The organism is Nicoliella sp. ESL1149 (genome assembly GCF_058107265.1).
On sequence record NZ_JBYLUE010000004.1, the window covers coordinates 227,174 to 248,829 of the forward strand.

25 protein-coding genes are annotated in these 21,656 nt (G+C 30.9%); 14 read left to right on the forward strand and 11 right to left on the reverse strand.

Annotated features, from left to right (window positions below; genetic code table 11):
- Nucleotides 1–28: 28 nt before the first annotated feature.
- The 3 genes from AC3B6G_RS06970 (at nt 29) to AC3B6G_RS06980 (ending at nt 2,091) form a co-directional block, all read left to right on the forward strand.
- Complete coding sequence (locus tag AC3B6G_RS06970) at nt 29–634, forward strand: tyrosine-type recombinase/integrase (RefSeq protein ID WP_489849692.1); 606 nt, start codon at nt 29–31, stop codon at nt 632–634.
- Between the two features lie 65 nt (nt 635–699).
- Nucleotides 700–1,179, forward strand: a complete 480-nt coding sequence (locus AC3B6G_RS06975) for a hypothetical protein (RefSeq protein WP_489849693.1) — start codon at nt 700–702, stop codon at nt 1,177–1,179.
- Nucleotides 1,180–1,377: 198 nt separating this feature from the next.
- Nucleotides 1,378–2,091 carry a gamma-glutamyl-gamma-aminobutyrate hydrolase family protein gene (locus tag AC3B6G_RS06980; protein ID WP_489849694.1) on the forward strand — a complete coding sequence of 238 codons (714 nt, stop codon included), beginning with the start codon at nt 1,378–1,380 and terminating at the stop codon, nt 2,089–2,091.
- Nucleotides 2,092–2,147: 56 nt separating this feature from the next.
- On the opposite strand, the gene AC3B6G_RS06985 is transcribed toward AC3B6G_RS06980, so the two are convergent.
- On the reverse strand, nt 2,148–2,555 hold the full coding sequence (locus tag AC3B6G_RS06985) for a hypothetical protein (RefSeq protein WP_489849695.1): 408 nt from the start codon (nt 2,553–2,555) through the stop codon (nt 2,148–2,150).
- A gap of 234 nt (nt 2,556–2,789) precedes the next feature.
- Between AC3B6G_RS06985 and AC3B6G_RS06990 the strand changes: the two genes are divergently transcribed.
- A complete protein-coding gene (locus tag AC3B6G_RS06990) occupies nt 2,790–3,047 on the forward strand; it encodes a hypothetical protein (protein ID WP_489849696.1) in 258 nt (85 codons plus the stop codon).
- A 41-nt stretch (nt 3,048–3,088) separates the two neighbouring features.
- Nucleotides 3,089–3,535 carry a hypothetical protein gene (locus AC3B6G_RS06995; RefSeq protein WP_489849697.1) on the forward strand — a complete coding sequence of 149 codons (447 nt, stop codon included), beginning with the start codon at nt 3,089–3,091 and terminating at the stop codon, nt 3,533–3,535.
- A gap of 88 nt (nt 3,536–3,623) precedes the next feature.
- Here the strand turns inward: AC3B6G_RS06995 and AC3B6G_RS07000 are convergent, their stop codons facing one another.
- From AC3B6G_RS07000 to pyrF, 4 genes are all read right to left on the reverse strand, one after another.
- Complete coding sequence (locus tag AC3B6G_RS07000) at nt 3,624–4,505, reverse strand: C40 family peptidase (RefSeq protein ID WP_489849698.1); 882 nt, start codon at nt 4,503–4,505, stop codon at nt 3,624–3,626.
- A 17-nt stretch (nt 4,506–4,522) separates the two neighbouring features.
- Nucleotides 4,523–5,422 (reverse strand): C39 family peptidase, encoded by a 900-nt coding sequence (locus tag AC3B6G_RS07005; RefSeq protein ID WP_489849699.1) that lies wholly within the window; start codon nt 5,420–5,422, stop codon nt 4,523–4,525.
- 158 nt (nt 5,423–5,580) lie between these two features.
- Nucleotides 5,581–6,219: an orotate phosphoribosyltransferase gene (gene pyrE, locus AC3B6G_RS07010; protein ID WP_489849700.1), complete on the reverse strand. Its 639-nt coding sequence runs from the start codon at nt 6,217–6,219 to the stop codon at nt 5,581–5,583.
- Between the two features lie 6 nt (nt 6,220–6,225).
- Entirely contained in the window at nt 6,226–6,933 is a 708-nt protein-coding gene (pyrF, locus tag AC3B6G_RS07015) for an orotidine-5'-phosphate decarboxylase (RefSeq protein WP_489849701.1), read from the reverse strand.
- Nucleotides 6,934–7,481: 548 nt separating this feature from the next.
- Here pyrF and AC3B6G_RS07020 point away from each other — a divergent pair.
- The 3 genes from AC3B6G_RS07020 (at nt 7,482) to AC3B6G_RS07030 (ending at nt 10,689) form a co-directional block, all read left to right on the forward strand.
- On the forward strand, nt 7,482–7,898 hold the full coding sequence (locus AC3B6G_RS07020; RefSeq protein WP_489849702.1) for a hypothetical protein: 417 nt from the start codon (nt 7,482–7,484) through the stop codon (nt 7,896–7,898).
- Nucleotides 7,899–8,215: 317 nt separating this feature from the next.
- Complete coding sequence (locus AC3B6G_RS07025) at nt 8,216–9,640, forward strand: APC family permease (RefSeq protein ID WP_489849952.1); 1,425 nt, start codon at nt 8,216–8,218, stop codon at nt 9,638–9,640.
- A 62-nt stretch (nt 9,641–9,702) separates the two neighbouring features.
- Nucleotides 9,703–10,689 (forward strand): ADP-ribosyltransferase, encoded by a 987-nt coding sequence (locus AC3B6G_RS07030; protein ID WP_489849703.1) that lies wholly within the window; start codon nt 9,703–9,705, stop codon nt 10,687–10,689.
- A 289-nt stretch (nt 10,690–10,978) separates the two neighbouring features.
- Here AC3B6G_RS07030 and AC3B6G_RS07035 read toward each other — a convergent pair whose 3' ends face one another.
- The 4 genes from AC3B6G_RS07035 to AC3B6G_RS07050 form a co-directional block, all read right to left on the reverse strand.
- Nucleotides 10,979–11,371 carry a tautomerase family protein gene (locus AC3B6G_RS07035; RefSeq protein ID WP_489849704.1) on the reverse strand — a complete coding sequence of 131 codons (393 nt, stop codon included), beginning with the start codon at nt 11,369–11,371 and terminating at the stop codon, nt 10,979–10,981.
- A 513-nt stretch (nt 11,372–11,884) separates the two neighbouring features.
- The gene (locus tag AC3B6G_RS07040) at nt 11,885–12,115 is read right to left on the reverse strand and encodes a hypothetical protein (protein WP_489849705.1); all 231 of its coding nucleotides are present in this window, start codon (nt 12,113–12,115) and stop codon (nt 11,885–11,887) included.
- Between the two features lie 199 nt (nt 12,116–12,314).
- Nucleotides 12,315–14,117: a GmrSD restriction endonuclease domain-containing protein gene (locus tag AC3B6G_RS07045; RefSeq protein ID WP_489849706.1), complete on the reverse strand. Its 1,803-nt coding sequence runs from the start codon at nt 14,115–14,117 to the stop codon at nt 12,315–12,317.
- A 151-nt stretch (nt 14,118–14,268) separates the two neighbouring features.
- Nucleotides 14,269–15,180: an HNH endonuclease gene (locus tag AC3B6G_RS07050; protein ID WP_489849707.1), complete on the reverse strand. Its 912-nt coding sequence runs from the start codon at nt 15,178–15,180 to the stop codon at nt 14,269–14,271.
- Nucleotides 15,181–15,372: 192 nt separating this feature from the next.
- Here AC3B6G_RS07050 and AC3B6G_RS07055 point away from each other — a divergent pair, with 192 nt between their 5' ends.
- From AC3B6G_RS07055 to AC3B6G_RS07070, 4 genes are all read left to right on the forward strand, one after another.
- Complete coding sequence (locus AC3B6G_RS07055) at nt 15,373–16,566, forward strand: AIPR family protein (RefSeq protein ID WP_489849708.1); 1,194 nt, start codon at nt 15,373–15,375, stop codon at nt 16,564–16,566.
- Between the two features lie 237 nt (nt 16,567–16,803).
- Nucleotides 16,804–17,445, forward strand: a complete 642-nt coding sequence (locus AC3B6G_RS07060; protein ID WP_489849709.1) for a Vat family streptogramin A O-acetyltransferase — start codon at nt 16,804–16,806, stop codon at nt 17,443–17,445.
- A 167-nt stretch (nt 17,446–17,612) separates the two neighbouring features.
- Complete coding sequence (proB, locus tag AC3B6G_RS07065) at nt 17,613–18,428, forward strand: glutamate 5-kinase (protein WP_489849710.1); 816 nt, start codon at nt 17,613–17,615, stop codon at nt 18,426–18,428.
- A complete protein-coding gene (locus AC3B6G_RS07070) occupies nt 18,421–19,662 on the forward strand; it encodes a glutamate-5-semialdehyde dehydrogenase (RefSeq protein WP_489849711.1) in 1,242 nt (413 codons plus the stop codon). Before proB ends, AC3B6G_RS07070 begins: the two co-directional genes overlap by 8 nt.
- Before the next feature lie 49 nt (nt 19,663–19,711).
- On the opposite strand, the gene AC3B6G_RS07075 is transcribed toward AC3B6G_RS07070, so the two are convergent.
- Nucleotides 19,712–20,071 (reverse strand): hypothetical protein, encoded by a 360-nt coding sequence (locus AC3B6G_RS07075; protein ID WP_489849712.1) that lies wholly within the window; start codon nt 20,069–20,071, stop codon nt 19,712–19,714.
- 186 nt (nt 20,072–20,257) lie between these two features.
- Between AC3B6G_RS07075 and AC3B6G_RS07080 the strand changes: the two genes are divergently transcribed.
- Nucleotides 20,258–20,569, forward strand: coding sequence for a hypothetical protein (locus tag AC3B6G_RS07080; RefSeq protein ID WP_489849713.1), 312 nt, complete (start codon nt 20,258–20,260; stop codon nt 20,567–20,569).
- A gap of 173 nt (nt 20,570–20,742) precedes the next feature.
- On the forward strand, nt 20,743–21,021 hold the full coding sequence (locus tag AC3B6G_RS07085; protein WP_489849714.1) for a hypothetical protein: 279 nt from the start codon (nt 20,743–20,745) through the stop codon (nt 21,019–21,021).
- 48 nt (nt 21,022–21,069) lie between these two features.
- On the opposite strand, the gene AC3B6G_RS07090 is transcribed toward AC3B6G_RS07085, so the two are convergent.
- Nucleotides 21,070–21,417, reverse strand: coding sequence for a hypothetical protein (locus AC3B6G_RS07090; protein ID WP_489849715.1), 348 nt, complete (start codon nt 21,415–21,417; stop codon nt 21,070–21,072).
- Nucleotides 21,418–21,656: the final 239 nt, after the last annotated feature.

Genomic DNA, 21,656 nt, shown 5'->3' on the forward strand with positions numbered 1-21,656 from the left:
ATTATATATATTACGGGAGGCATTGGTCATGGCCGAAGAACAAGTGTATCCAATTAAAAGTGACAAGGTCTTAAAAGAGGTCCAAGATACATTGCTGAATTATTTTGAAAAAAGCGGTCCCCGAAACTATACTATTTTCCAAGTTGGGAAAGCAACTTTATTACGTTGTAGTGATGTGATGATTCTTAAATACAATGATGTCTTTGATGAAAAAGATGAAATTAGAACAACGGGATATATTCATGATAAAAAGACGGGGAAAATTAATCGCTTATATTGGAAACCGGTCGCTAAGGATTTATTAAGTTACCAAAAATGGCGCGCTAATTTTTTGAAGAAACGTAATCGAAAGAGTGAGTGGTTATTTCCATCTATAATGTATCCAGAACGGCACATTACAGTTAATCAATTTTATAAAATTATGCAACGAACTGGTGACTTATTAGGAATTAATTACTTGGGGACTCATACGATGAGAAAAACCGGGGCTTATCGTTTGTATGAACAAACTGATCATAATATTGCAATCGTAATGAAATCTTTGAATCATTCTAGTGAGGCAATGACACTTCATTATCTAGGGTTAGATGAAATCACGCGACAATCAATATTTGATACGATTGATTTTGGGTAATAAATAATTAATAATTTATTATTAATTTTAAAAAATTAATTTTTAATAATAAAAGGAGAATTATTTTGAAAAAGAAAAATTTGTTTACTTGGGCTAATTTAGTAAGAGTGATAATGACGTTGTTGGTAGGTTATGGTGCATACATGAGCTATAATTATATGCATCATCAATTTAATCAAAATGCTGAAATTACTAATAAACGAGTAGATAGTAAACTTCCTAAATTAAAGAAGCAAACTGCTGATTTAAAGCTAGAAAAACGGAATGCATATAATGATCATTTGGTCGTTCAATACCATTATAAGAAGGCATTCAATTCACCTTATTCTACTGATAAATCTTTAAAAAAATGGATTAAGAACGAAAATAAAGTGGATGATCGATTAGAATCTGTTTCTGAAAAATATGCGACCAAGCAAAAAGAATTATCAAAGGTTCAAAAACAGTACTTTAACAAAACAGAATTGCATAACTCACAATCTAATTTAAAAATCATTGTGATAATTTTAGTTGTAATCCTTCTCTTCTTCATTTGGTCTGTCTAATGAAAGTTGACTTTTAAGGAAGAATGAATTATATTCAATACTAAGTAAAAAGAGAGGGGATTTAATTATGATGTGTTTAATTAAAATTATTATGAATACATTTACTAATTAAAATCCTTTAATGAATTCTGGTTAAAGTAAAACCACCTGAAGTGAATTCACTAAGGGTGGTTTTTTATTATCTTTGGAGGTGGAGACATGAAAATTGGGATAACATCTGATTCAAATGAATATAAAAAAGGAAGTCTGTCGGGAATTCCAAAAAATATTATTAAAGTAATTGAAAAACATCATATTACCCCAATTGCCATTCCAATCGTAAGTTCACAAGAAGCTGTTGATTTGGTTAAAACTATTGATGGCTTAATCGTAAAGGGTGGAACTGATGTTAATCCAGAACGATATCATCAAAAGGCATTAGCAACTACTGATCCAGCAAATGATCCAAAAGATGCTTCTGAATTTGCTGCAATTGAAGCGGCAATTAAACAACATAAACCAGTGTTAGGAATTTGTCGGGGAATGCAAGCCATTAACGTAATGCGTGGTGGATCTTTGTATCAAGATATATACACGCAGCATCCAAATAAAAACTCCTTATTAGAACATACAGCTGATTGGGATGTTGGATATTTTCCAACCCATGGTGTTGTAACTGAAAAGGGATCGATCATCAATAAAAGCATTGGTGATAAGGCTACAATTAATTCCAGACACCACCAAGGAACACATAAAGTTGGTGAAGGGTTGGTTGTTGGAGCACATGCAACTGATGGAATTATTGAGGAAGTCGAATCTTCCGATGGGATGATTCAAGGGATTCAATGGCATCCAGAAGATTTATGGCAAAAGGATCCAAAAGAGGAGAAGTTATTTACGGACTTTTTTGAACGAGTTAGAAGTAATATGTAAAATAGAATATATAAAAAGAGCTGGACATTTCGTTCAGCTCTTTTTTATATGTTTATTTAACCTTTTCCTTGAACAACAGAAGTTGTCTTGAACCAATTGTCGTTTTGAACAATTACAATTGAAGATTCTTTCCATTTTTTAATAGCACTAGATTGTACTGACCAATATCTATGACCATTTGTTTTTACTAATGCCAAACCGATTTTAGAACCACTTTTTAATGTTTTCTTTTTTGTGGTCATTTTCTTTATTTTAGTAATTGAATCACTTGATTTAACTTTATTCTCATTTACTTCATAAATAGTAACCTTTTTAGTAGTATTTCCATAATATGGTGATTCAAATTTTTTAGTTACTGATGGAGATTTAATACTTGCGGCTTTAGTTTCATTTTTGACACCTGATATTCCTGTAAATAATGTCGTTGTAACCAAAGTGCTAATCAATATATTTTTAATCTTCATTTAATTCACTCCTATAAATTTATGTCTTTATAATATCAATAATGTTTATATAAAATCAATGTTTTTTTAAATATTACTTTTATTATTCTTATTTTTAAAATATAATAAAATAATATTAATATAGGAGGTTTTGTTTTGAAACTTAAAAGCATATTAATTACTTTAGTCTCATTAATATTTTTGATTAATACAGGTATACTGATAAATCAAAAAGTTCAGGCAAGTGTTGTTCCGGTGAAATACAGACATACGTATCATCATGGACACTATATCTATAAAATCGGTGCTAATTATGGATATTTTAGTGATACAAGTGGGAAAAAATTCTTTAAATTTAAGTTCAAAAAAGCTTATAGTAACCAAAAAGGATGGCATGGATCCTACTATGCTGGATATCCATTGAACAAGAGTATCGATGGAGTATCATTTAAACCAGTTGGGAATCATATTAATGTACTTTACGATATAGTTCAATTGAAATTATATAAATAGTTATTAACGTATTTAGATATAAAATCTTAAGGAGAATGTTTATGAAAAAAATTATACTTTTTGTAATGTCATTAGGATTTTCATTTGCTTTATTAGTACTTGCTAACAATAATGTAAATGCTGCTAAGTTACCAAGTAGCATTACGCATCATACATGGTATAGAATTACTGATGGATCACAGGGTGGGTATCATGATAAAACTACATTTCATGGTAGTTCATTAACATACCATGGTTATCCAGAAAGTAAATTCTCAAGTTCAAGTGTATCAATTCCTAAAAAGGGTTCTTTTACTTGGAAATTTAGTAATATTAAAAAAGCGAATAGCAAAAATTATTATGCACGTATTAATTCAAAATATCCTGTAAGAATTAGACTTATTTCTAAAAAGTCATTTTGGGTAGTACCTAAACATACAAATTGGAAAAAGGGTAACTATACTGGGAACTCTCAATATGGGGCCATTATGTTTGAATTAGCTCATTAAAATTGTATTTGAATAGCAAAAGCTATCAATATCTAAGTTTTCATTCGATATTGATAGCTTTTTATTTTTAACTTATTTTATTTAATTTTTATTTTTCTAACCATGGACGAGCGACTCCTGCAATATCAGAGCGTTGAGCATTTCTAATCCCAGAAATCATAACCCTTGGTGGCCAACTTTCAATTACTTTATTGTTTCCTAAGTAAAGAGCAACGTGCCAAATAGTGTGAGTTCCTGGTTGATAATAAAATATTAGGTCTCCACGTTGACGTTGTGATAGAGGAACATGTTTGAATTTCTTAGTAGCAAATAGCTTTCTTGAATTCCATTCATTTCCGGGATGAGCATGTTGAATAGAGCTGACGGGAACAGGACTGATTCCACCAGCGTACAACGCTTGTGTAACTAAACCGGAACAATCATTTCCATACTTAGGAGAAGTAGAAGCACCTACTAAATATGGTTTACCTAAATATTTTCTGGCTTGTCGAATTGCAGCTTCAATATGAGCTTTTCGACCTTGAGTAATCTTAGCACCTAATGGAGCTACGTATCGGTCAATACTATAAAACTCATTCTTTGGGAGGCCTAAGGCAACCCAAGTTTTTACATCAACATTTCCAGTTACTTTTAAGTTATGCTTTGCTTGAATTTTCTTAACAGCAGCAGTGGTTGATGCACTGTACTTGTTATATCCATTGAAAGTATGGGTAGCTTTCATAATTTTGTATGTTTTAATACCTTCATAGCCTTGTTTAACTGTATATCCTACTTGTCCAACGGGTTTAATTGTTTCTTTATGAATTTGATAATAACGCTTTGGATTTTGTAGTTCTTTTGCTTTATGTGTGTTTTTTTCAGTACTTTGAGTTGTTGAATCTGTATCATCGGCATGTGCTAATTGATAACCCCCACCAATAATAAACGTTCCAATAATGATTGTTCCTAATAAATGTTTCCAGTTTTTCATTTTAAAATCCCCTTTATTTAATAACTTAGTGCTCGCATGGCGTCTGAGCGTCTATGTGTTTCAAAAATTGCATATTTCATTTTCATTGGTTTATTTAACCATGGATCATTATAGTAGATATAATTATGGTCATAACCATATACTGTTAGAGCATGGTTAGGAAAATTATCAACGTTAGCTACCCAAACAACGACTGGGTGACCATCACTAATTTTTTTCTTGATTACATCTATTTTAGCACCAGTCATATTAACTGCATTGCCAGCATAGTGTTTAACTAATTTCATTAAACCACTGGGATAAATTAATTGCCCCTTTGCAGAATGCGGATTGCCTACAAATCCCTTATTTGGATTACTACTACGTGGCATTTCCTTAGCTAATTCTAATTTATTAACATTTGCTCCAGCATATTTTAACATCATTGTTACCGCTGTTATTTCACATCCTGTAGGTAATTGAGGACGTTGTCCAATCATGGGAACTTTTAGAAAATGTGTTTTGGAATCAATATAGTTACTTTTGATCCATTTTCCGTTAATTTTAGACCACTTAACCCCATTTACTAATGCTTGTTCAGTAATTTTAACTCGTTTTTTAGTTGTTAATTCACTAGGATTAGAATTATCGGAAATTGTTCCTTTGGGACCATTGATATAAACATGATGTAAGCCATTTTTTAAGTTTGCTTCATATTTAATACTCTTTACATTAGTCATCTTAGCATATTGATGTTCAATTTTTTGAGTTGAACTTGAGCTATTTCCTTGTTGTTCGGAATTCGATTGACTATCAGTACTATTGGATTGATTATTAACAGTACTTGAAGAATTTATTTCATCAGCATGAGCTGGAAGTGGATTAGCAATCACACTAATTCCAAATATAACGGTTAGTATAATAAAATTTTTTTTCATTGAATACCTCATTCTATTAAAAAAAGTTAATATAATTATATCATTAGTTTTTAAATAATCGTAAAAAACTTTAAATAAAATTAAAACGCTTATTCATATATACCAATTAAGGTAAATAGAATAAACGTTTATAAATAATACATGTTAATGAAGTTATCTTATTTCGTCCATTGCCATGGATCTTGACGCCATTTAGTGAGGGAATCATGTTCTTCAGGGGTAATGATATTTTCGTCCATTGCTTGTTTAATTAAAGCAGAATAGTTCGTCAAAGTTGTTAGTGGTTTGTTGGCATCAGCAAAATTCTTAGTGCTATCAGCTAACTCGTAAGTGAAGATAGCAGCAACACCGATAACACTAGCATTTGGTTCTTTATCAACAGCTTTGGCAGCATCTAAAACACTTTTACCAGTAGAAATTAAATCATCAATTAAAACAATTTTGGCATTCTCAGGTAAATGTCCTTCAATTTGACGGCCTTGACCATGATCCTTTGGTTTAGAACGAACATAGATCATTGGTAAGTTTAGTCGATCAGCAACAAGGGCAGCATGTGGAATTCCAGCTGTTGCGACTCCACCAATAACATTGGCATTAGGATAAGCAACTTTGATCATATCTGCTAGTCCGTTAGCAATTGCCGTTCTTAAGGCAGGATAGCCAATCGTTAAACGGTTATCAGTGTAGATTGGCGACTTAATTCCACTTGCCCATGTAAATGGTTTTTGTGGTGAAAGGGTAACGGCGTTGATTTTTAAAAGCCCTGAAGCAATTTCTTTTTCAATTTTTAATGACATTATTAATTATCTCCATTCTTTTTCAATAATTTCATAAGCAGCAACTGGATCTTTAGCTTTGGTGATGGCACGGCCAACAACAATGCCATTACTTCCTAGTTCACGTGCTTGACTTGGGGTAGTAACTCGTTTTTGATCATTATTATCATTGCTCTTTAATCTAATTCCTGGATTAATACATAAAAAGTCATTTCCAACTGCTTGGTGAATTAATGGGGATTCCAAGGCAGAAGAAATTGTTCCGTCAGCGCCACTATTTTTGGCAACTTCAGCTAAATGCGTAACGGCTTCTTTCATCGTTGCATTAACTAATTGTTCACTTTGCATCTGTTCTTCAGAAGTAGACGTTAGTTGAGTAACAGCTAATAATTTGGCAGGTTCAGCATTAATTGCTTTACTACCAGCGATCAAACCTTCTTTTGCAGCTTTGATCATATCAGATCCGCCGGATGCATGAACAGTTGTCATTTGAATATCCAATTTACCTAATTGTTCTGCAGCTTGTCTAACCGTGTGGGGAATATCGTATAACTTTAAGTCTAAGAAAACCTTAACGCCCATTGAACGAATTTCTTTTACAATACTAGGACCTTCAGCATAAAATAATTCCATGCCAATTTTTACAAATAGTTGATCAGGATTAGGAAATTGTTTTAAGAAATCTAAAACAATTGCTTTATTTTTGAAATCTAATGCAATGATAATTGGTCGCATATTCTCACCTTTCTTCAAACAAAAAACTGACCAGTCTTGTGACTAGCCAGTTTGAAATTCACCTATTAATACTATAGATGAGAAATTATTATTCGTAACTTGCTAGCCTCACGGGACTAAATTAAAGTCTTTGCTTTATTTGAGATAATTTTAACTTGCTTTAGGTAAAAATACAAGTTTAATTTTAATTATAAATAATTAATTATTTATAACATATTATTAATTTTAAGTAATTTTGATTTGTTTTAAAAAATTTTTTTATATTCCATTACAGGTTATAAAATAATAGTGATTACTACTTATGTAATCTTAAAGAGAAGGGGATATATTTTATGAAGAAAACAGCTTTATATTTAACATTATTATCATTTTTAACACTTGGAGGGGTATAAACTGTCAAAGTTACTCAATCAAATAATGAATAAGTAGTTGCCAAGGCATACTCATCTGAACAACAAGCTGCTGCAGCAAGTGTTGCTACAGTTTTATCAAGTGATGAAGCAGTTTTAAGTGCTGATCAACAAACTTCAAAATCAGCTACAACTGCAATGAGTACTATTCAAGGTCCTCAACGAGATGCTTATGGTTTTTGGTTAGATCGATTAAATCATGCTCTTGATGGTGAAACAACAGCGATTGGTTTTGTTAAAGATGATTATAATACAATAAATAATGCTCGTGGAAATATGGCACAATCTGGACCAGTTCATATGTATGAAAAGAATTTTAACAGTGCTCAAAAGGGCTTCGAAAAAGCTCACGTTAAATTTCCAGAAGCATTAGCTGCTAGTAAAGATGGGAAATCTAATTCAACAACGAATAATAGCTCTAATTCATCATCGAACAAAACCAGTAAAAAGACTAACAATAAGAAAAATAACAAGAAAACTAATAAAAAGAATTCTAAAAAGAGTCAAAAGCATACTAAGAAACATTCCAAAAAGAGCAGTAAACATAATAAATAAAAAATTCCTATTATTTATTATTAATAATTTAAAATTAATTATTTATTACTCGTAATTATATTAGTTGCATTTTTAAAATGTTACCCCTATAATAAAATTAAATTAACCGGGAGGGATTGCAATGTTATTACGGAATACTAAATTAAATACTTGTTGTATGTCTAGCATAGCGTTAGTAGCATTGGAATCTCACGAACGTAGCTAGATATATTTTAGAGTGGAATTATCTAGATATAGTGAAGTCACCATGCGTTAACGTTACTAGAAACGTTAGCGGTGGTGGCTTTTTTTGTTGGTTAATAATTTAGGAGGTTAGAATTATGAAGATTTGGCAAAAAATGAACCAAAAAGAAGATGCAACAGTCTATTCTTCAAAGGATTCGCACTTGGTTAGATCCTTAGGCCTAAAAGAATTCCTTGCATTAGGGATCGGTTCAATTGTTTCTGCATCCATTTTTACATTACCTGGAATTGTTGCAGCGCAACATGCTGGACCTGCAGTAACAATTTCATTTTTATTGGCAGCAATTATTTCTGGAATGGTGGCAATGAGTTATGCAGAAATGTCAGCTGTCATGCCGTTCGCTGGTTCTGCATACTCATGGATCAATATTTTATACGGTAAGTTTTGGGGTTGGATTGCTGGTTGGGCGTTGCTGGCAGAGTACTTCATTGTTGTTTCGTTTGTTGCAGCCGGATTATCTGCCAATTTTCAGGGACTAATCTCTCCATTAGGAATTGAACTTCCTAAAATATTAGCAAACCCAGCAGGTGTCAATGGTGGTTGGTTCGACATCACTGTTGTTATAGCAATATCATTAGTTGGGTGGCTGTTATCTCAAGGAACGACACAAATGGCACGAGTTGAAAAAGCATTAGTTGTTTTAAAAGTGTTAGCAATCTTGCTATTTATCGTTGTTGGAGCAACAGCAATTCATTTGAATAACTATGTTCCATTTGTACCAGCTCATCACATTAATGCTGATGGGAGTCAATTTGGTGGTTGGCAAGGAGTTTATGCTGGAGTTTCAATGATTTTCCTAGCTTACGTTGGTTTTGATACAATTGCAGCAAATTCAGCTGAAGCTAAAAATCCACAAAAAACAATGCCTAGAGCAATTATTGGTTCATTGATCATTGCGGCAGTATTATTCATCTTAGTATCACTTGTTCTCGTTGGAATGTTTAAATACACGAACTTCAACAATAATGCAGAACCTGTTGGTTGGGCATTAAGAAAAAGTAATCATTACTTAGTTGCGACAGTTGTTCAAGGAATTGCAGTTGTAGGGATGTTCACTGCTTTGATTGGAATGTCATTAGCAGGGTCACGGTTGCTATATTCATTTGGTCGAGATGCAATGTTACCCAAATGGTTAGGTCACTTGAATCAAAAACACTTACCTAATCGGGCATTGTTGGTAGTTACGTTAGTTTCCATTTTTGTTGGTGCATTTTTACCATTTAGTTTCTTATCTCAATTGATTTCTGCTGGAACGTTGATTGCATTTATGTTCGTTTCAGTCGGGATGTTTGCTTTACGGAGACGCGAAGGTAAGGACTTGCCAAAACCAGCTTTTAAATCACCATTTTATCCATGGTTACCAACATTGGGATTGATTGGATCATTCGTTGTATTCATGGGTTTGGATATTCAAGCTAAATTAACAGCACTCGTTTGGTTCATAATTGGATTAGTAATTTACTTTAGCTATGGTATTCGCCACGAAAGTGATAAATAATTTAGAGAAAATATTCAGTATATGGTACTCTATTAACATAAATAAGAATAGGGAGATTATATATGAAGAAAACAAAACTAATTACTTTACTTACCACTCTGACGTTAGGGATGTCTGTGCTACCTTCCCAAATTACTCATGCTAAAAAGACAAGTAGCAAAGTCTTATATGTTCAAAGTAATACCGATTCCGAAGTTACTGATTCAACAGTTAACCAGCGCGTTGCTAGTCAAGACGTCACAGCACAAGTTCAGAATAGTAGCGACCAAGTCAATATTCCTAAAGGAACGACGATGACGTTAGCAGGTAAAGCTAATGGTAAGCAATTAGTTAAGATTCCTAATGATACTCGCACATTAATTGTTCCAATGATTGATAACATTGCTTATCCATACCAAGAATACACTTATACCAAAGCAGATTATGCTAAATTAAACCGGGATGGTAAAAAGTGGGCCAAAGGGTTAAGCAAAACCCAGGTTAAAGCTGTTGGGGATTATACCAGTAATGGGTATAAAAATGACAATCAGTATCTTAGAACTGGTAAATCAAAGAAAATAGCTAAGACAAAGGAAGAAATTAATAATGTTAAAAACAGTTTAGCGAAGTTCCAATTAGAAAAACCAATGACGGTATATCGAGGAGTTCAAGCTAAGGGATTTAAGACAGGTCTTAAAGGTCAAAAATTAACGATTGGAAGTACTTACAATGATCCAGCTTTCCAATCAACTAGTATTGATAAGTCTATTGCAATGTCTTTCTTAGACGTTGGTGCTAAGAAGGGTAAGATATCCAATAACAATGTGATTATGAAGATTAATCTTCCTTCTGGAAAGACCGGTGCTTATATTAAATCGTTATCCAAGGTTAAAAGTGAAAAAGAATATTTATTAAGTCCTAATCAAAACCTGGTTGTTACGCGTGTTCAAAATGTTAAAGTCCGTTATAGCATAAAAGATTATAAGACGACTAGTAATAAAATTAAAAAATTACATGGTGTAAGCAGCAAATTTACTTACAAGCTAGTTACATTAGATTTAGTTAAATAAACAATAAAGACTTGTTGATCTTATTATCAACAAGTCTTTTTGTATGTAAATAAAAAGTCGGGTATAAACCCGACTATTTCCTAGATTATTAAACTGATCATAAGTATGACATAGAATTATATCACATTAATAAGCTAAGTATGGATCTTTGAGATCCGGCACATAAAATAAAAAATTCGTATCAGGCAATCCAAACCTGAGACAATGATAAATTATACACGACATATTGTATTAAAACAATATGATATATAATTTATTGATTTTTTGAATAAAATTAACTTATTTATAATTAGTGTAGTGGACCGTCTACAAATTGAGCTTTACCATTTCCAAAGCTCCAATCCCCATCTCCATTAGTTGAAAGACTAACCAATAAGTCTTTAGGGTCCAATCCGATTGCTTTTTGAAGCCCTTTGGCTAATTGGTCATAGAAAGCCCGTTTTTGACTAACTGTTCGTGCTCGGGTAGTAATGTGGAAAACGATTACATCATCACTTCGTTCAATTCCTAAACCAGAATCTAAAATTTGCATTTCAAATGGTTCATGTTGAGTTAAAACTTGATAACGATCACCATTAGGAACACCGAAAGTATCTAGCATCACTTGATATGATGTATCCAATAATTGTTTCAAATATTTTTCATCATGACCTTTAATAACATCAATTCTCATAAGTGGCAAAATAATCACGTCCAATCTTTAGTTTGTTAAATAATATCATACTTTTAGGAATAATAAAAAAGATAGAGAAAGCATCTCTATCTATTTAACGATTATTAAAAGAAAAGTTTCGAAGGAATTAAAATTCTTATTAAAATTCATATATGAATTTTATGAAACTATGTAAACGAGGTCGAACTTTCACCCGACCTCATACACAATAGGGTTTGAATGATATGTGACGATTGCTAGAAAATTCTTATAAATAAGAACTAACACAGTATACAGATATGAGTCATTCATCTCAACATCCAAATATATGATATAACATATAAATTCATTTTGCAAGAAATATGTGTAATATCATTTAATTTCTTATATAAAAGAAGCACCAAAACATTAGAATAATTAGTTTAAGTGCTTCTATAACAGTCGTTTGCTTAATAAATTATTATTATTGAATTAGAATTTTAAATTAATTGTTTAAATCATAATGTATTCATACAATATAATATAGATTAAGATAATTTGCAACTATTTAAGATAACGAAATGAACGTGGTGCATGATCAATGCCAAAATCAGAAAGTGGTTTTGGCTCTGGTAATTTTTCTAGGTTTTCAACTTTGATAGCTTCAATTGTTTTCTTTTCTTGATACATATCAAAGAAATCTTTTTTGGTCATTCCAGTTTCTGAACCACATTTATCCCATACGACATTAGGTGTGTCAATGATTAATTCATCGCTAGTAAAACGATGGGTCACCATTTGAACTGGGCTAGATTGATAGATATAAAAGTGTTCAGCATCTTGTTTTAGTGGACGGCGACGAACTTCATAAGTTTGTTTTCCTGAAACAATTTTTTGAACACATTTTGGTTGGATAGGTAGAAGAGCATCGATGGTGATCAGAACCTTTCTTTGGGTAGTTTACTTAATGTTTCATAGAATATACAATTACAATTTATTTTAAAGATTCACTAAAAACTTCATTATTAGGGTCTAAACCATTAACGATTTGTTTAGCCATTAGATTAGCACGCTTATTTATAAATTGGTTTACATCATCAAAATCGTAATTATCCAAATCAGAAAATATTTTAACAAAGTCATGTTCAGTAAAATAATCTGATTCTTTCATTAGATTATTATAGTTATCATTATTACCATTATTATACTCATAAATAGTCTTATTATTTTTATTATTATTTAACGTTTTCGGAAGAAACATTCCGTTACCCAAATTACTAACATTTACTTTTTTAAATCCGGGATCAAATTTTTTAATTCTAGCTCTTGGAATGACGTGTTCGAATTCATAATCCTCAGGGGTTGGTAATCCACCTGCTAAGTAGGTTAAATTAGAATGAATTGTTATTAATGCTTGGTTCTCCTTACTAAAAGTTTTACGATTCCCAGGGGTATCTTTTATCCAATTTTTGAATTGAGAGATAAATTCACTTGAATCAACAGAGGTTAAATAATTTCTTTCATCATTTTTTCTGTAGTAACTAAATAATCTTTGATCTCCATGGGCATTCCATGCTTGGGTTACAAAGTCGTAAACATAATATTGAGGAATGTTTATTAATGATTGTTTAATATAATCATCGTCACGATTCCACAAACTAGCAAAATAAGATAATATTTTAAATGTTGTAGATAACCCAGGTACATATGGATTTTTCTTTGATTTTTGTTTGTTGTTAAATGCAATGTTTTGTTTTAATAGAACACTAAATCTGTTATTTAATTTTTTAGCAATTGAATCTAACTGTTGTAAAATTTCTTTTATGTTATCTTGAATTTCGCTATTCTTATTGTGAATTGTTGCAATTTTTTTATTATCTGTATCTGTAATAATTCCTAAAAGACCAAAGCCAATTTCATTTGTAAGCTTTGGCTTATCAGGTAAAACAGAGGGCATTTCTTTTATTATTAGTTTTCCAATAGCTCTTGCTAGTTCTGCTAGATTAATTTTTCGACTCTCTGTTATATCATCTTCAGAGAAGTTTTCTAATTCAAAAGAACCATCTTTTTTTAATTTATTGTAGTATTGTTTTACGTAATTTAAAATAGTGTCTCCTAATTCGAAATCACTTGGAATTGTAATATCAGCATCTGACCAAGAAGCATTTAAAACTTCATATTTGGTTAATGGAACGCCACCTCGGTTAAGATTTTCATATACCTCTGGTAAATCTGATTCGTTTCCAAGAAATTCAATAACTGGAATTGTTAAAGTATTAAGGTTTATATAATTATCAATTTCTTTTTGAAAATTATCAATCATGTTACGAATGTTAGCTTTTATTTTGACAGCCTCTTCTTTAGAAACACCTTCAAAATCACTACTATCATATTCATCAGTCCAGGTTGCTGAGTTTAGTTTTCCATCTAATAAATCATTAAACTTTGAAGAATCAATTTTGTCTAAACCATTTTTTGAAAGAGTGTCGTTTAATTTATCAAAGTCATTTATATATTTATCTTTGTTTAATTCTTTCCAATAAGAAAGTTTATTGTTTTCAAAATCTTTAATGGTAGACAAGCGTTGTTGACCATCTAAAAGTCTGTATTCATGTTTCTTATTATCCATAGGAGATACTAATAAAGCTCCGAAAGGAAAATGTTTATGAAGCGTTTTTACTAAATCTAATTTTTTTTGTTTACTCCACACTAAAGAGCGTTGAAATTTTGGAACTTTTATATGTTCTTTTAGTTGTTCTGCATAAGATAGTTGAATGTACTGATAATTTTGTTCCATCATTGTCTCCGATTATTAATTTATTTTTAGAATATTGATCTATAAGAATTATTGCATAATAAAAGCCACTAAATCAAATTAATTTAGTGGCTAATACCTTGATACCAAAGAGATTTTGTCTATAGATCCTATAGTAATGATCTTTTTTGACTTAAAAAGATTTTTGAATATTTAAATTATTTGCTAATTTGTTGGCCCTATATTGCAAAAATTCTATATCATCATGTTTTTGTAAGATATGCATTTTACAATGACAGTTGGGACAAAGAGCAGTCAAGTTAAATATAGAATCCATTCCATTTTCGGACAATGGTTTGATGTGATGTGTTTCTAAGTAAGGATTATTATTTTTATCTTTAAAGGGAGCATCCTTACCGCATAACTGGCATTTTCCATTGGCTAATATTTTAGCTAGAGCAGCAGTGTATGGGTTATTTACATTAACTTTGATATCTTTTGTTTCTTGGATATTATTTCTTAAAAAATTATATTCATATCTTTTATCATAACTAATTAGTTTTTTAATTCTAGCTGCTTTATTTTTATAATTGATTATCTTATTTGCTTTTTTATCCATCGTTGAATGTTTATTATTCATGATAATTTTGTACTGCTTTTTTAATTTAGTGAGGTATTCAAAGTTTGATAATGCAATCATTCTTAAATTGAAAACAATCATCTTTCTTTTTATTTCATTTCCATCCATAAGTGTTTTAATTTGAGGAGCATTAAGCATTGACACTCTTCCATAATAAATATAGTTGTTGGGTTTGTCATTAATGAATAAGTGAACATCTATATTATTCTTTTTTGAATTAGCTAAAGTTTTATTTTGGGCAAAGTTAATATCTTGATCTCCAGATTGGCCCATTCCAATGTAATCAACTGTATGGTTATTCCAATTAATTTTATCAGGATATAATTCTTGATATGTTTTTTGTATTAATATTAAAGAGTTAGTTCTATTACTCTTTCTCATACCACCTTGAGTGGACACTTTGAACATTTTCGCTAATTTATCATTTGTGATTGATTCGCCAATTTTTATATTATACTCAGTCATTATTTACAGTTTCCTTTATTATTTATATTTTATATATATTAATATATATAAATTGTTTAAACAACATCATTTTAAATTGTTGTAGATTATTTTGTTTTCCTTTAGTTAAATAAGATCTTCAATTTTAACAAAAAATGTTATATCATAAATTTATTGAATTTTAATAATTATAGAATATGAGGGATTTAATTAATGTCAGAAGACACTATAAAAGTTTTTCCGTATAAAAGATTAGGTATTATCAGTAGTCCATATGATAAAGATGATAGAAGTATATATCATATTTATGTTAATGTTATGGATTTACCAGAGAAAATTCCGACTGAAGTAAACCCCAGGGATGTTAGTACAAAGAAAAAAGTGTATAAAAAAATAGTATCTGGACTGACTGATGGGAAAGAGAATTTCTTTGTGAATAATCGAGGAATTTTAATATCAGCAAAGGAAATTATGTTTGATTCTAAGATGATAAGATTAAATGTTGGACAAGATAATCTTAATGATAGAAGTTTATATGGTGTTTTAGATGGAGGACATTCTTATAACGCTGTTTTAAATCATCGTGATGAAATTTTAGATACTGAAAATCAATATGTTCATTTGGAAGTAATGACTAAAGTAAGAAATATAGATAGTCTTGCAGAAGCACGTAATACTAGTGAACAAGTTTCTGATAAAGCAATTGCTGAATTAGCAAATAAGTTTAAATTTGTTAAAGATGTTATTGATAAACAACCATATGCTAATGACATTTCTTATCGACAGAACGATGATAAAGAAATAGATTCATTGGATTTAATAAGATTGATGTTTATGTTTAATATATTTAAATATCCAAATGATTCTGATAAACAACCGGTTAAAGCTTATAGTGTAAAAGGGCAGTTATTTGATGATTTTTTAAATAACTATGACAAAGATTTTAATTGTTATAAAATTCTTGCCCCTCTACTTCCTGATATTATAAATTTATATGACACAATTGAATGTGAGATGAGTGAAGGATATAAAGAAGTTAATCCTAGTGGTAAGTTTGGCAAAATAAAAGGGATAACATCAAAAGAAAATTTAAAAACTAAATTTTTAAAAAATGACATTCAGTATAAAGTTACTCAAGGATTTATTTTTCCGATAATATCAGCTTTTAGATCATTAATTGAAGAAAATAATGGTCAGCTAGTCTGGAAAGTAAATCCAATCAGAGTTTGGAATAAAGCAAAAGGAAAATTAGTATTAAATACTATTGAAAAATCAAGAGAGCTTGGGAATAACCCGCAAAGTACTGGTAAGAACAGTGAGTTATGGGCTAAAAATTTCGATGAAGTTAATGATAAGGGGAATGTAGTCAAGCTAGAAACGGTAATTGAGGATATGCAAAGAGAATAATAAAACTTTTCACACAAAACTATTGCTATTATATTTTATTATGATATACTTATGTCTTGTAGGGCAGAGTATATGAGATTTACATAATAGCTCTTTATGATGGACAACCTGCCCTACGGTAGGATGGGAATAGGTAATTAAAAAGTAAATGAGTATCGTGATTCTTCTTAATTAATTTTGAAGGATCACGATTTTTTTTATACTTTTAATTTTTAAACATACATAAGGAGTGATTAGATGCATCCAAATCCAAATAGTGTTTATCCGAATCCGGATTTAAAAAGTATTGTTTATGTTAAGAATGTAATTCAAAATCCAAATATTCAAGTTGGTGATTATACCTACTATTCAGATGCAAATGATGCAACAGCTTTTGAAAAGCATGTCACTCATCACTATGATTTTAAAGGTGATAAATTAATTATTGGGAAATTTTGTTCAATTGGTTCTGGGATTGAATTTATTATGAATGGAGCTAATCATGTCATGAAGGGCACATCCACTTATCCTTTTTATATTATGGGAAGTGATTGGAGTAAACATGTCCCTGGTAATGATGACCTTCCTAACAAAGGGGACACAATTGTTGGAAATGATGTGTGGTTTGGGCAAAATGTGACGGTCCTACCTGGTGTAAAAATTGGGGATGGAGCAATCATTGGCGCTAACAGCGTTGTTGCAAGTAATGTTGATGCTTATAGCATTGTTGGTGGTAATCCAGCTAAATTGATTCGTTATCGTTTTACTCCTAAAATAATTAAAAAACTAGAAGCATTATCTTGGTGGAATAAAGATATTGAATGGATTACTAAAAATATTGATCAATTAATGGTGGAAGATGTGACAGAGGAATTTTTGAATAGGATATTAAGTAAATAAAAATTGATTATATAAAGACTAACGAATATTGAACTCAAAAATATCAATATTTGTTGGTCTTTTATTTTAAGCAATTATTTTTAAAGTCAAAATCTTTTAATAATAATTATTGTTTAAAATTGAAATTTAAATTAAACTAAATGAAGATAGGGAAAGGATGTGTCGTGATGTCCGATTCAATAAAACGGATTGTTGTAAAAATAGGAACTAGTTCACTAATTAATTCTAATGGAGAAATTAAACTTTCGGTAATTAATAAATTAGCGAAAGTTCTTAGCTTTTTAAATCAAAACCATTATCAAGTATTACTAGTGACTTCTGGAGCCGTTGGTGTTGGAATGAATAAGTTACATATTATTAAACGACCAACCGAGATTGGTAAATTACAAGCTTTGTCTGCAATTGGGCAAAGTGAGTTAATGCACATTTACGAGGATGCATTTAGTAATGATAATCAAACTGTAGCGCAGCTTTTATTGACTCGGGATGTTGTTGATTATCCGAAAAGTAGAAAGAATGTTTTGAGCACCATAAACACGCTGCTCGATGATAATATAATTCCAATTGTAAATGAAAATGATGCCGTTTCTGTTGATGAGTTCAACCACCAAACAACATTCGGTGAGAATGATCAATTAGCAGCTATTACTTCAACTTTTATTGATGCTGATATGTTAATTATTTTGTCAGATATCAACGGATTATATAGTGCAGATCCGAAGAAATATCCCGATGCAAAATTGTTATCGTGGGTCCCAAATGTTGACAAACACTTAATGAAGTCAGCTGGGGGACACGGTTCTCAATTTGGAACTGGTGGTATGACTACTAAATTAAGAGCGGCTAAAATTATGTTAGAAGATAACAAAAAAATGGTCATTTTAAATGGTTCCAACCCGGAAATTATTAGACAACTATTAAACGGTCAAAATGTTGGAACTTACTTTAGTGCTAAACGACCAAAGGAGCGCAATAATGAATGAACAACTATTATCAATTGGTGAAGCTGCAAAGGGTGCCAGTTATAAGACAAGTAAGTTAAATTTAGAACAGAAAAATCATGTCCTTAAATTATGGGCTAACGCATTGGAAGAGAATAGTGATAAAATTTTAGCAGCCAACGAAAAAGACTTGAAAAATGGTCAAGTTGCAAAACGTTTTATCGATAGATTAACTCTTACCAAGGATAGAATTAATGATATGGCAACGGGTTTAAGAAAATTAGTTGAATTACCCGATCCAATTGGAATAATTGATAAAGGTTGGAGAACTGAAAATGGGCTACGGATTATCAAACAAAGGGTTCCTTTAGGGGTAATCGGTATGATTTATGAAGCGCGGCCTAATGTAACAGTTGATGCGGCAGGTCTTTGTTTTAAAGCTGGAAACGCAGTTATTTTGCGTGGTGGAAAAGAAGCAATTAATTCAAACATTGCATTAACGAACGTTCTTAGAAACGTTTTGAAGACATGCCATTTGTCAGAAGATATCGTTCAAATTATTCATGAGACTGATCATGCGATTGCAAAAGAATTTATGGAAATGAATGGCTATATTGATGTTTTAATTCCACGCGGAAGTAAAAGATTGATTCAAGCAGTCGTGAAAAATGCTACGGTGCCAGTTATTGAAACAGGAGCTGGAAATTGTCATATTTATGTTGATTCAGCTGCTGAGTTAGATATGGCAACTAACATTATTATTAATGGTAAAGTTCAACGACCATCAGTATGTAATTCAATTGAGAAATTATTGATTCATAAGGATGTTGCAAATAAGTTTTTACCTACGATCGTTAAAAAACTTGGGGAAAATCACGTTGAAGTTAAGGGGGATGAAACGACTCGTCAAATCGTTAAAGATGTTGAACCAGCTACCGATGAAGATTGGGCTACTGAATACAACGATTTAAAGATTGCGATTAAAGTTGTTGATTCTGAAGATGAAGCAATTGATCACATTAATAAATATGGAACTCATCATTCTGAAGTGATTATTTCAGATAATTATCAAGCCGGAGTTAAGTTTCAGCAGTCTATTGATGCCGCTTGCGTTTATGTAAATGCTTCTTCTCGGTTTACCGATGGTTTTGAGTTTGGTTTTGGAGCTGAAATCGGAATTTCGACTCAAAAATTACATGCTAGAGGTCCAATGGGTCTTCCAGCGTTAACTTCTTATAAATATATTATTAATGGTGATGGTCAGATTCGTCATTAATTGTAAACAAAAATGGAAATGGAGGATGAGTCCTTCATTTCCATTTTGTTTATTTAGATTGTGAATTTAAAACTTCAGTTAAGTATTGTTTTGCAGCAGGAAGAACTTTATCGCCTAGTTCAGTATTCATGAATGTTTTTCCTGCTTCTTCAAATTTGCCATCCTTGTTATCTTTTCCATGGGTAAATTCAGTAACGGTCGCATTAATTAATGACTTATTAGTATCTGTGTAATACCAAATCCCTAATTTAGTGCTTTTGTTCGGAAAGAACTCATATGTTACTTGGTAAGTATGTTTGTCATTATCAGATACGACATTACAAGTTGTTAGATCATTATCAAAGTCATCCTTATCAAAAACACTAAATATTTCTTTTTTTGCTGCTTCACGGGCTTTAGTATCATTCATGTAAAAATCTCCTCAATTAAGTTTTTCCTTAATTGTATAATAAAGTGATTGATGCGTCATGTTATTTTTATAATTAAAGTGAATGTTTCACAAATAACAAAGTTATAAAATAATTTTAATAATTGCTTGTTTAATATATTATTTAATGACTATAATTAAAACATTAATACTTAAGGGGTGTTTTTGATGAAAATGAAGAATATTTTAATTACAGCCATTGCAGCTGTTACATTGGCTGTTCCAGCTACAATGAGTGTTAGTGGGACAACAGCCAAAGCTTACACTGTTTCAGCAACGAGCGTAAATGCTGGGAGTCATTACAAATATCGAAAGGCATTATATTCATTTAATATCCGCAAGGGTGGTACTAAATATCATATTACTAAGGGTAAAGAATATAAGGTTTCAGTAAAGAATGGTACCAATGCATTCAATTATGGAATTAAGTCCGGTGGTCATGTAATTACGTTCCAAGGCCAAAATGTATTTTTTAAATAGAAATGTTCTTTAATGATGTTTCTCTTATATGTATGCTAAACAGTTTTTAACGTATGGAGAATTTCAACTTATTTTAATTATTTTTCTGGAAGAATCGGAATTCATAATTCTTTAGTCATAAATTAAATATGATAAAATATAAATATATTAAAATAAAAAGAAGGTCTGTTACAATGGTAAATGAAACATTAGCAACAAAAGTTAATGCTGCTACAAGTGTTGCACAATTAATTGACATTTTAAAAGCTAATGATAGCTTATTAGACATTTGCCAAGGTCTTGGTGATGACTATGATGTTTATTATGATAGTGAGAACCAAAGCTTCTTTGAAGATGATACTGAGGCTAAGGCCGATGGTAAGATTCCAGCAAATGATCATGTTGGTGCGGATGATGTTAATACAATTAAATTAACTGATTTAAAAGAAATGGTATTAAAAGTGTTGAACTAAAATAAATCCTCTTCAATTTAAGATTGGAGAGGATTTTTCATATGGTAATTAAAATTTAATTTCGTTAATTTTATCAATTAATGTATCTTCAGTAATTGGTTGATATTTACCTTGTGAATCAGCAACATAATAAATATCTTCATTATAAGGTTGACCAGAAAGGGATGCGTCATCAGCAGCGTTAATACTCGTTAATGCTTTATTTAGCACGTCCCCTGAAACTGGGTAATCTGGAGCAGTTACTTCATCGTTAACTTGTTTAAATTCTTCAGTATTAGCAGGTAAAGTACTCATGAATTCGTTGATGGCAGTAAAACCTTGTGAAGGACTCATTTTGTTATTTTCTACCTTATTTGCAATTTCATCTAATTGCTCATTGAACATCTTTTTATCCAAAGCTATTATCTCCTTATTATTTACTATAGGTTTTATTATAGTATACATGTTTAGATAAAAGGGAAGATAAGCTTTTAAAATTAATAATAAATTTTAAATTACTTATTATTAATAATTTTTATTTTTAAAACACCTCAAATGCAATTAATTAAGTTTTAAATAATTGAAAACAAGTTTTATTTTGAACATTTTCAGGGTATGCTAAACTACAAATGATAAAATGCATTTAATGAAGAAAT

Excerpts from the sequence above, each read along its gene's own strand:
- AC3B6G_RS06970 (WP_489849692.1), top strand. The coding sequence starts at position 29 with ATGGCCGAAGAACAAGTGTATCCAATTAAAAGTGACAAGGTCTTAAAA.
- AC3B6G_RS06980 (WP_489849694.1), top strand. The coding sequence starts at position 1,378 with ATGAAAATTGGGATAACATCTGATTCAAATGAATATAAAAAAGGAAGT.
- AC3B6G_RS06985 (WP_489849695.1), bottom strand. The coding sequence starts at position 2,555 with ATGAAGATTAAAAATATATTGATTAGCACTTTGGTTACAACGACATTA.
- AC3B6G_RS06995 (WP_489849697.1), top strand. The coding sequence starts at position 3,089 with ATGAAAAAAATTATACTTTTTGTAATGTCATTAGGATTTTCATTTGCT.
- AC3B6G_RS07000 (WP_489849698.1), bottom strand. The coding sequence starts at position 4,505 with ATGAAAAACTGGAAACATTTATTAGGAACAATCATTATTGGAACGTTT.
- AC3B6G_RS07005 (WP_489849699.1), bottom strand. The coding sequence starts at position 5,422 with ATGAAAAAAAATTTTATTATACTAACCGTTATATTTGGAATTAGTGTG.
- pyrE (WP_489849700.1), bottom strand. The coding sequence starts at position 6,219 with ATGTCATTAAAAATTGAAAAAGAAATTGCTTCAGGGCTTTTAAAAATC.
- pyrF (WP_489849701.1), bottom strand. The coding sequence starts at position 6,933 with ATGCGACCAATTATCATTGCATTAGATTTCAAAAATAAAGCAATTGTT.
- AC3B6G_RS07020 (WP_489849702.1), top strand. The coding sequence starts at position 7,482 with ATGAGTACTATTCAAGGTCCTCAACGAGATGCTTATGGTTTTTGGTTA.
- AC3B6G_RS07030 (WP_489849703.1), top strand. The coding sequence starts at position 9,703 with ATGAAGAAAACAAAACTAATTACTTTACTTACCACTCTGACGTTAGGG.
- AC3B6G_RS07045 (WP_489849706.1), bottom strand. The coding sequence starts at position 14,117 with ATGGAACAAAATTATCAGTACATTCAACTATCTTATGCAGAACAACTA.
- AC3B6G_RS07050 (WP_489849707.1), bottom strand. The coding sequence starts at position 15,180 with ATGACTGAGTATAATATAAAAATTGGCGAATCAATCACAAATGATAAA.
- AC3B6G_RS07055 (WP_489849708.1), top strand. The coding sequence starts at position 15,373 with ATGTCAGAAGACACTATAAAAGTTTTTCCGTATAAAAGATTAGGTATT.
- AC3B6G_RS07060 (WP_489849709.1), top strand. The coding sequence starts at position 16,804 with ATGCATCCAAATCCAAATAGTGTTTATCCGAATCCGGATTTAAAAAGT.
- proB (WP_489849710.1), top strand. The coding sequence starts at position 17,613 with ATGTCCGATTCAATAAAACGGATTGTTGTAAAAATAGGAACTAGTTCA.
- AC3B6G_RS07070 (WP_489849711.1), top strand. The coding sequence starts at position 18,421 with ATGAATGAACAACTATTATCAATTGGTGAAGCTGCAAAGGGTGCCAGT.
- AC3B6G_RS07075 (WP_489849712.1), bottom strand. The coding sequence starts at position 20,071 with ATGAATGATACTAAAGCCCGTGAAGCAGCAAAAAAAGAAATATTTAGT.
- AC3B6G_RS07080 (WP_489849713.1), top strand. The coding sequence starts at position 20,258 with ATGAAAATGAAGAATATTTTAATTACAGCCATTGCAGCTGTTACATTG.
- AC3B6G_RS07085 (WP_489849714.1), top strand. The coding sequence starts at position 20,743 with ATGGTAAATGAAACATTAGCAACAAAAGTTAATGCTGCTACAAGTGTT.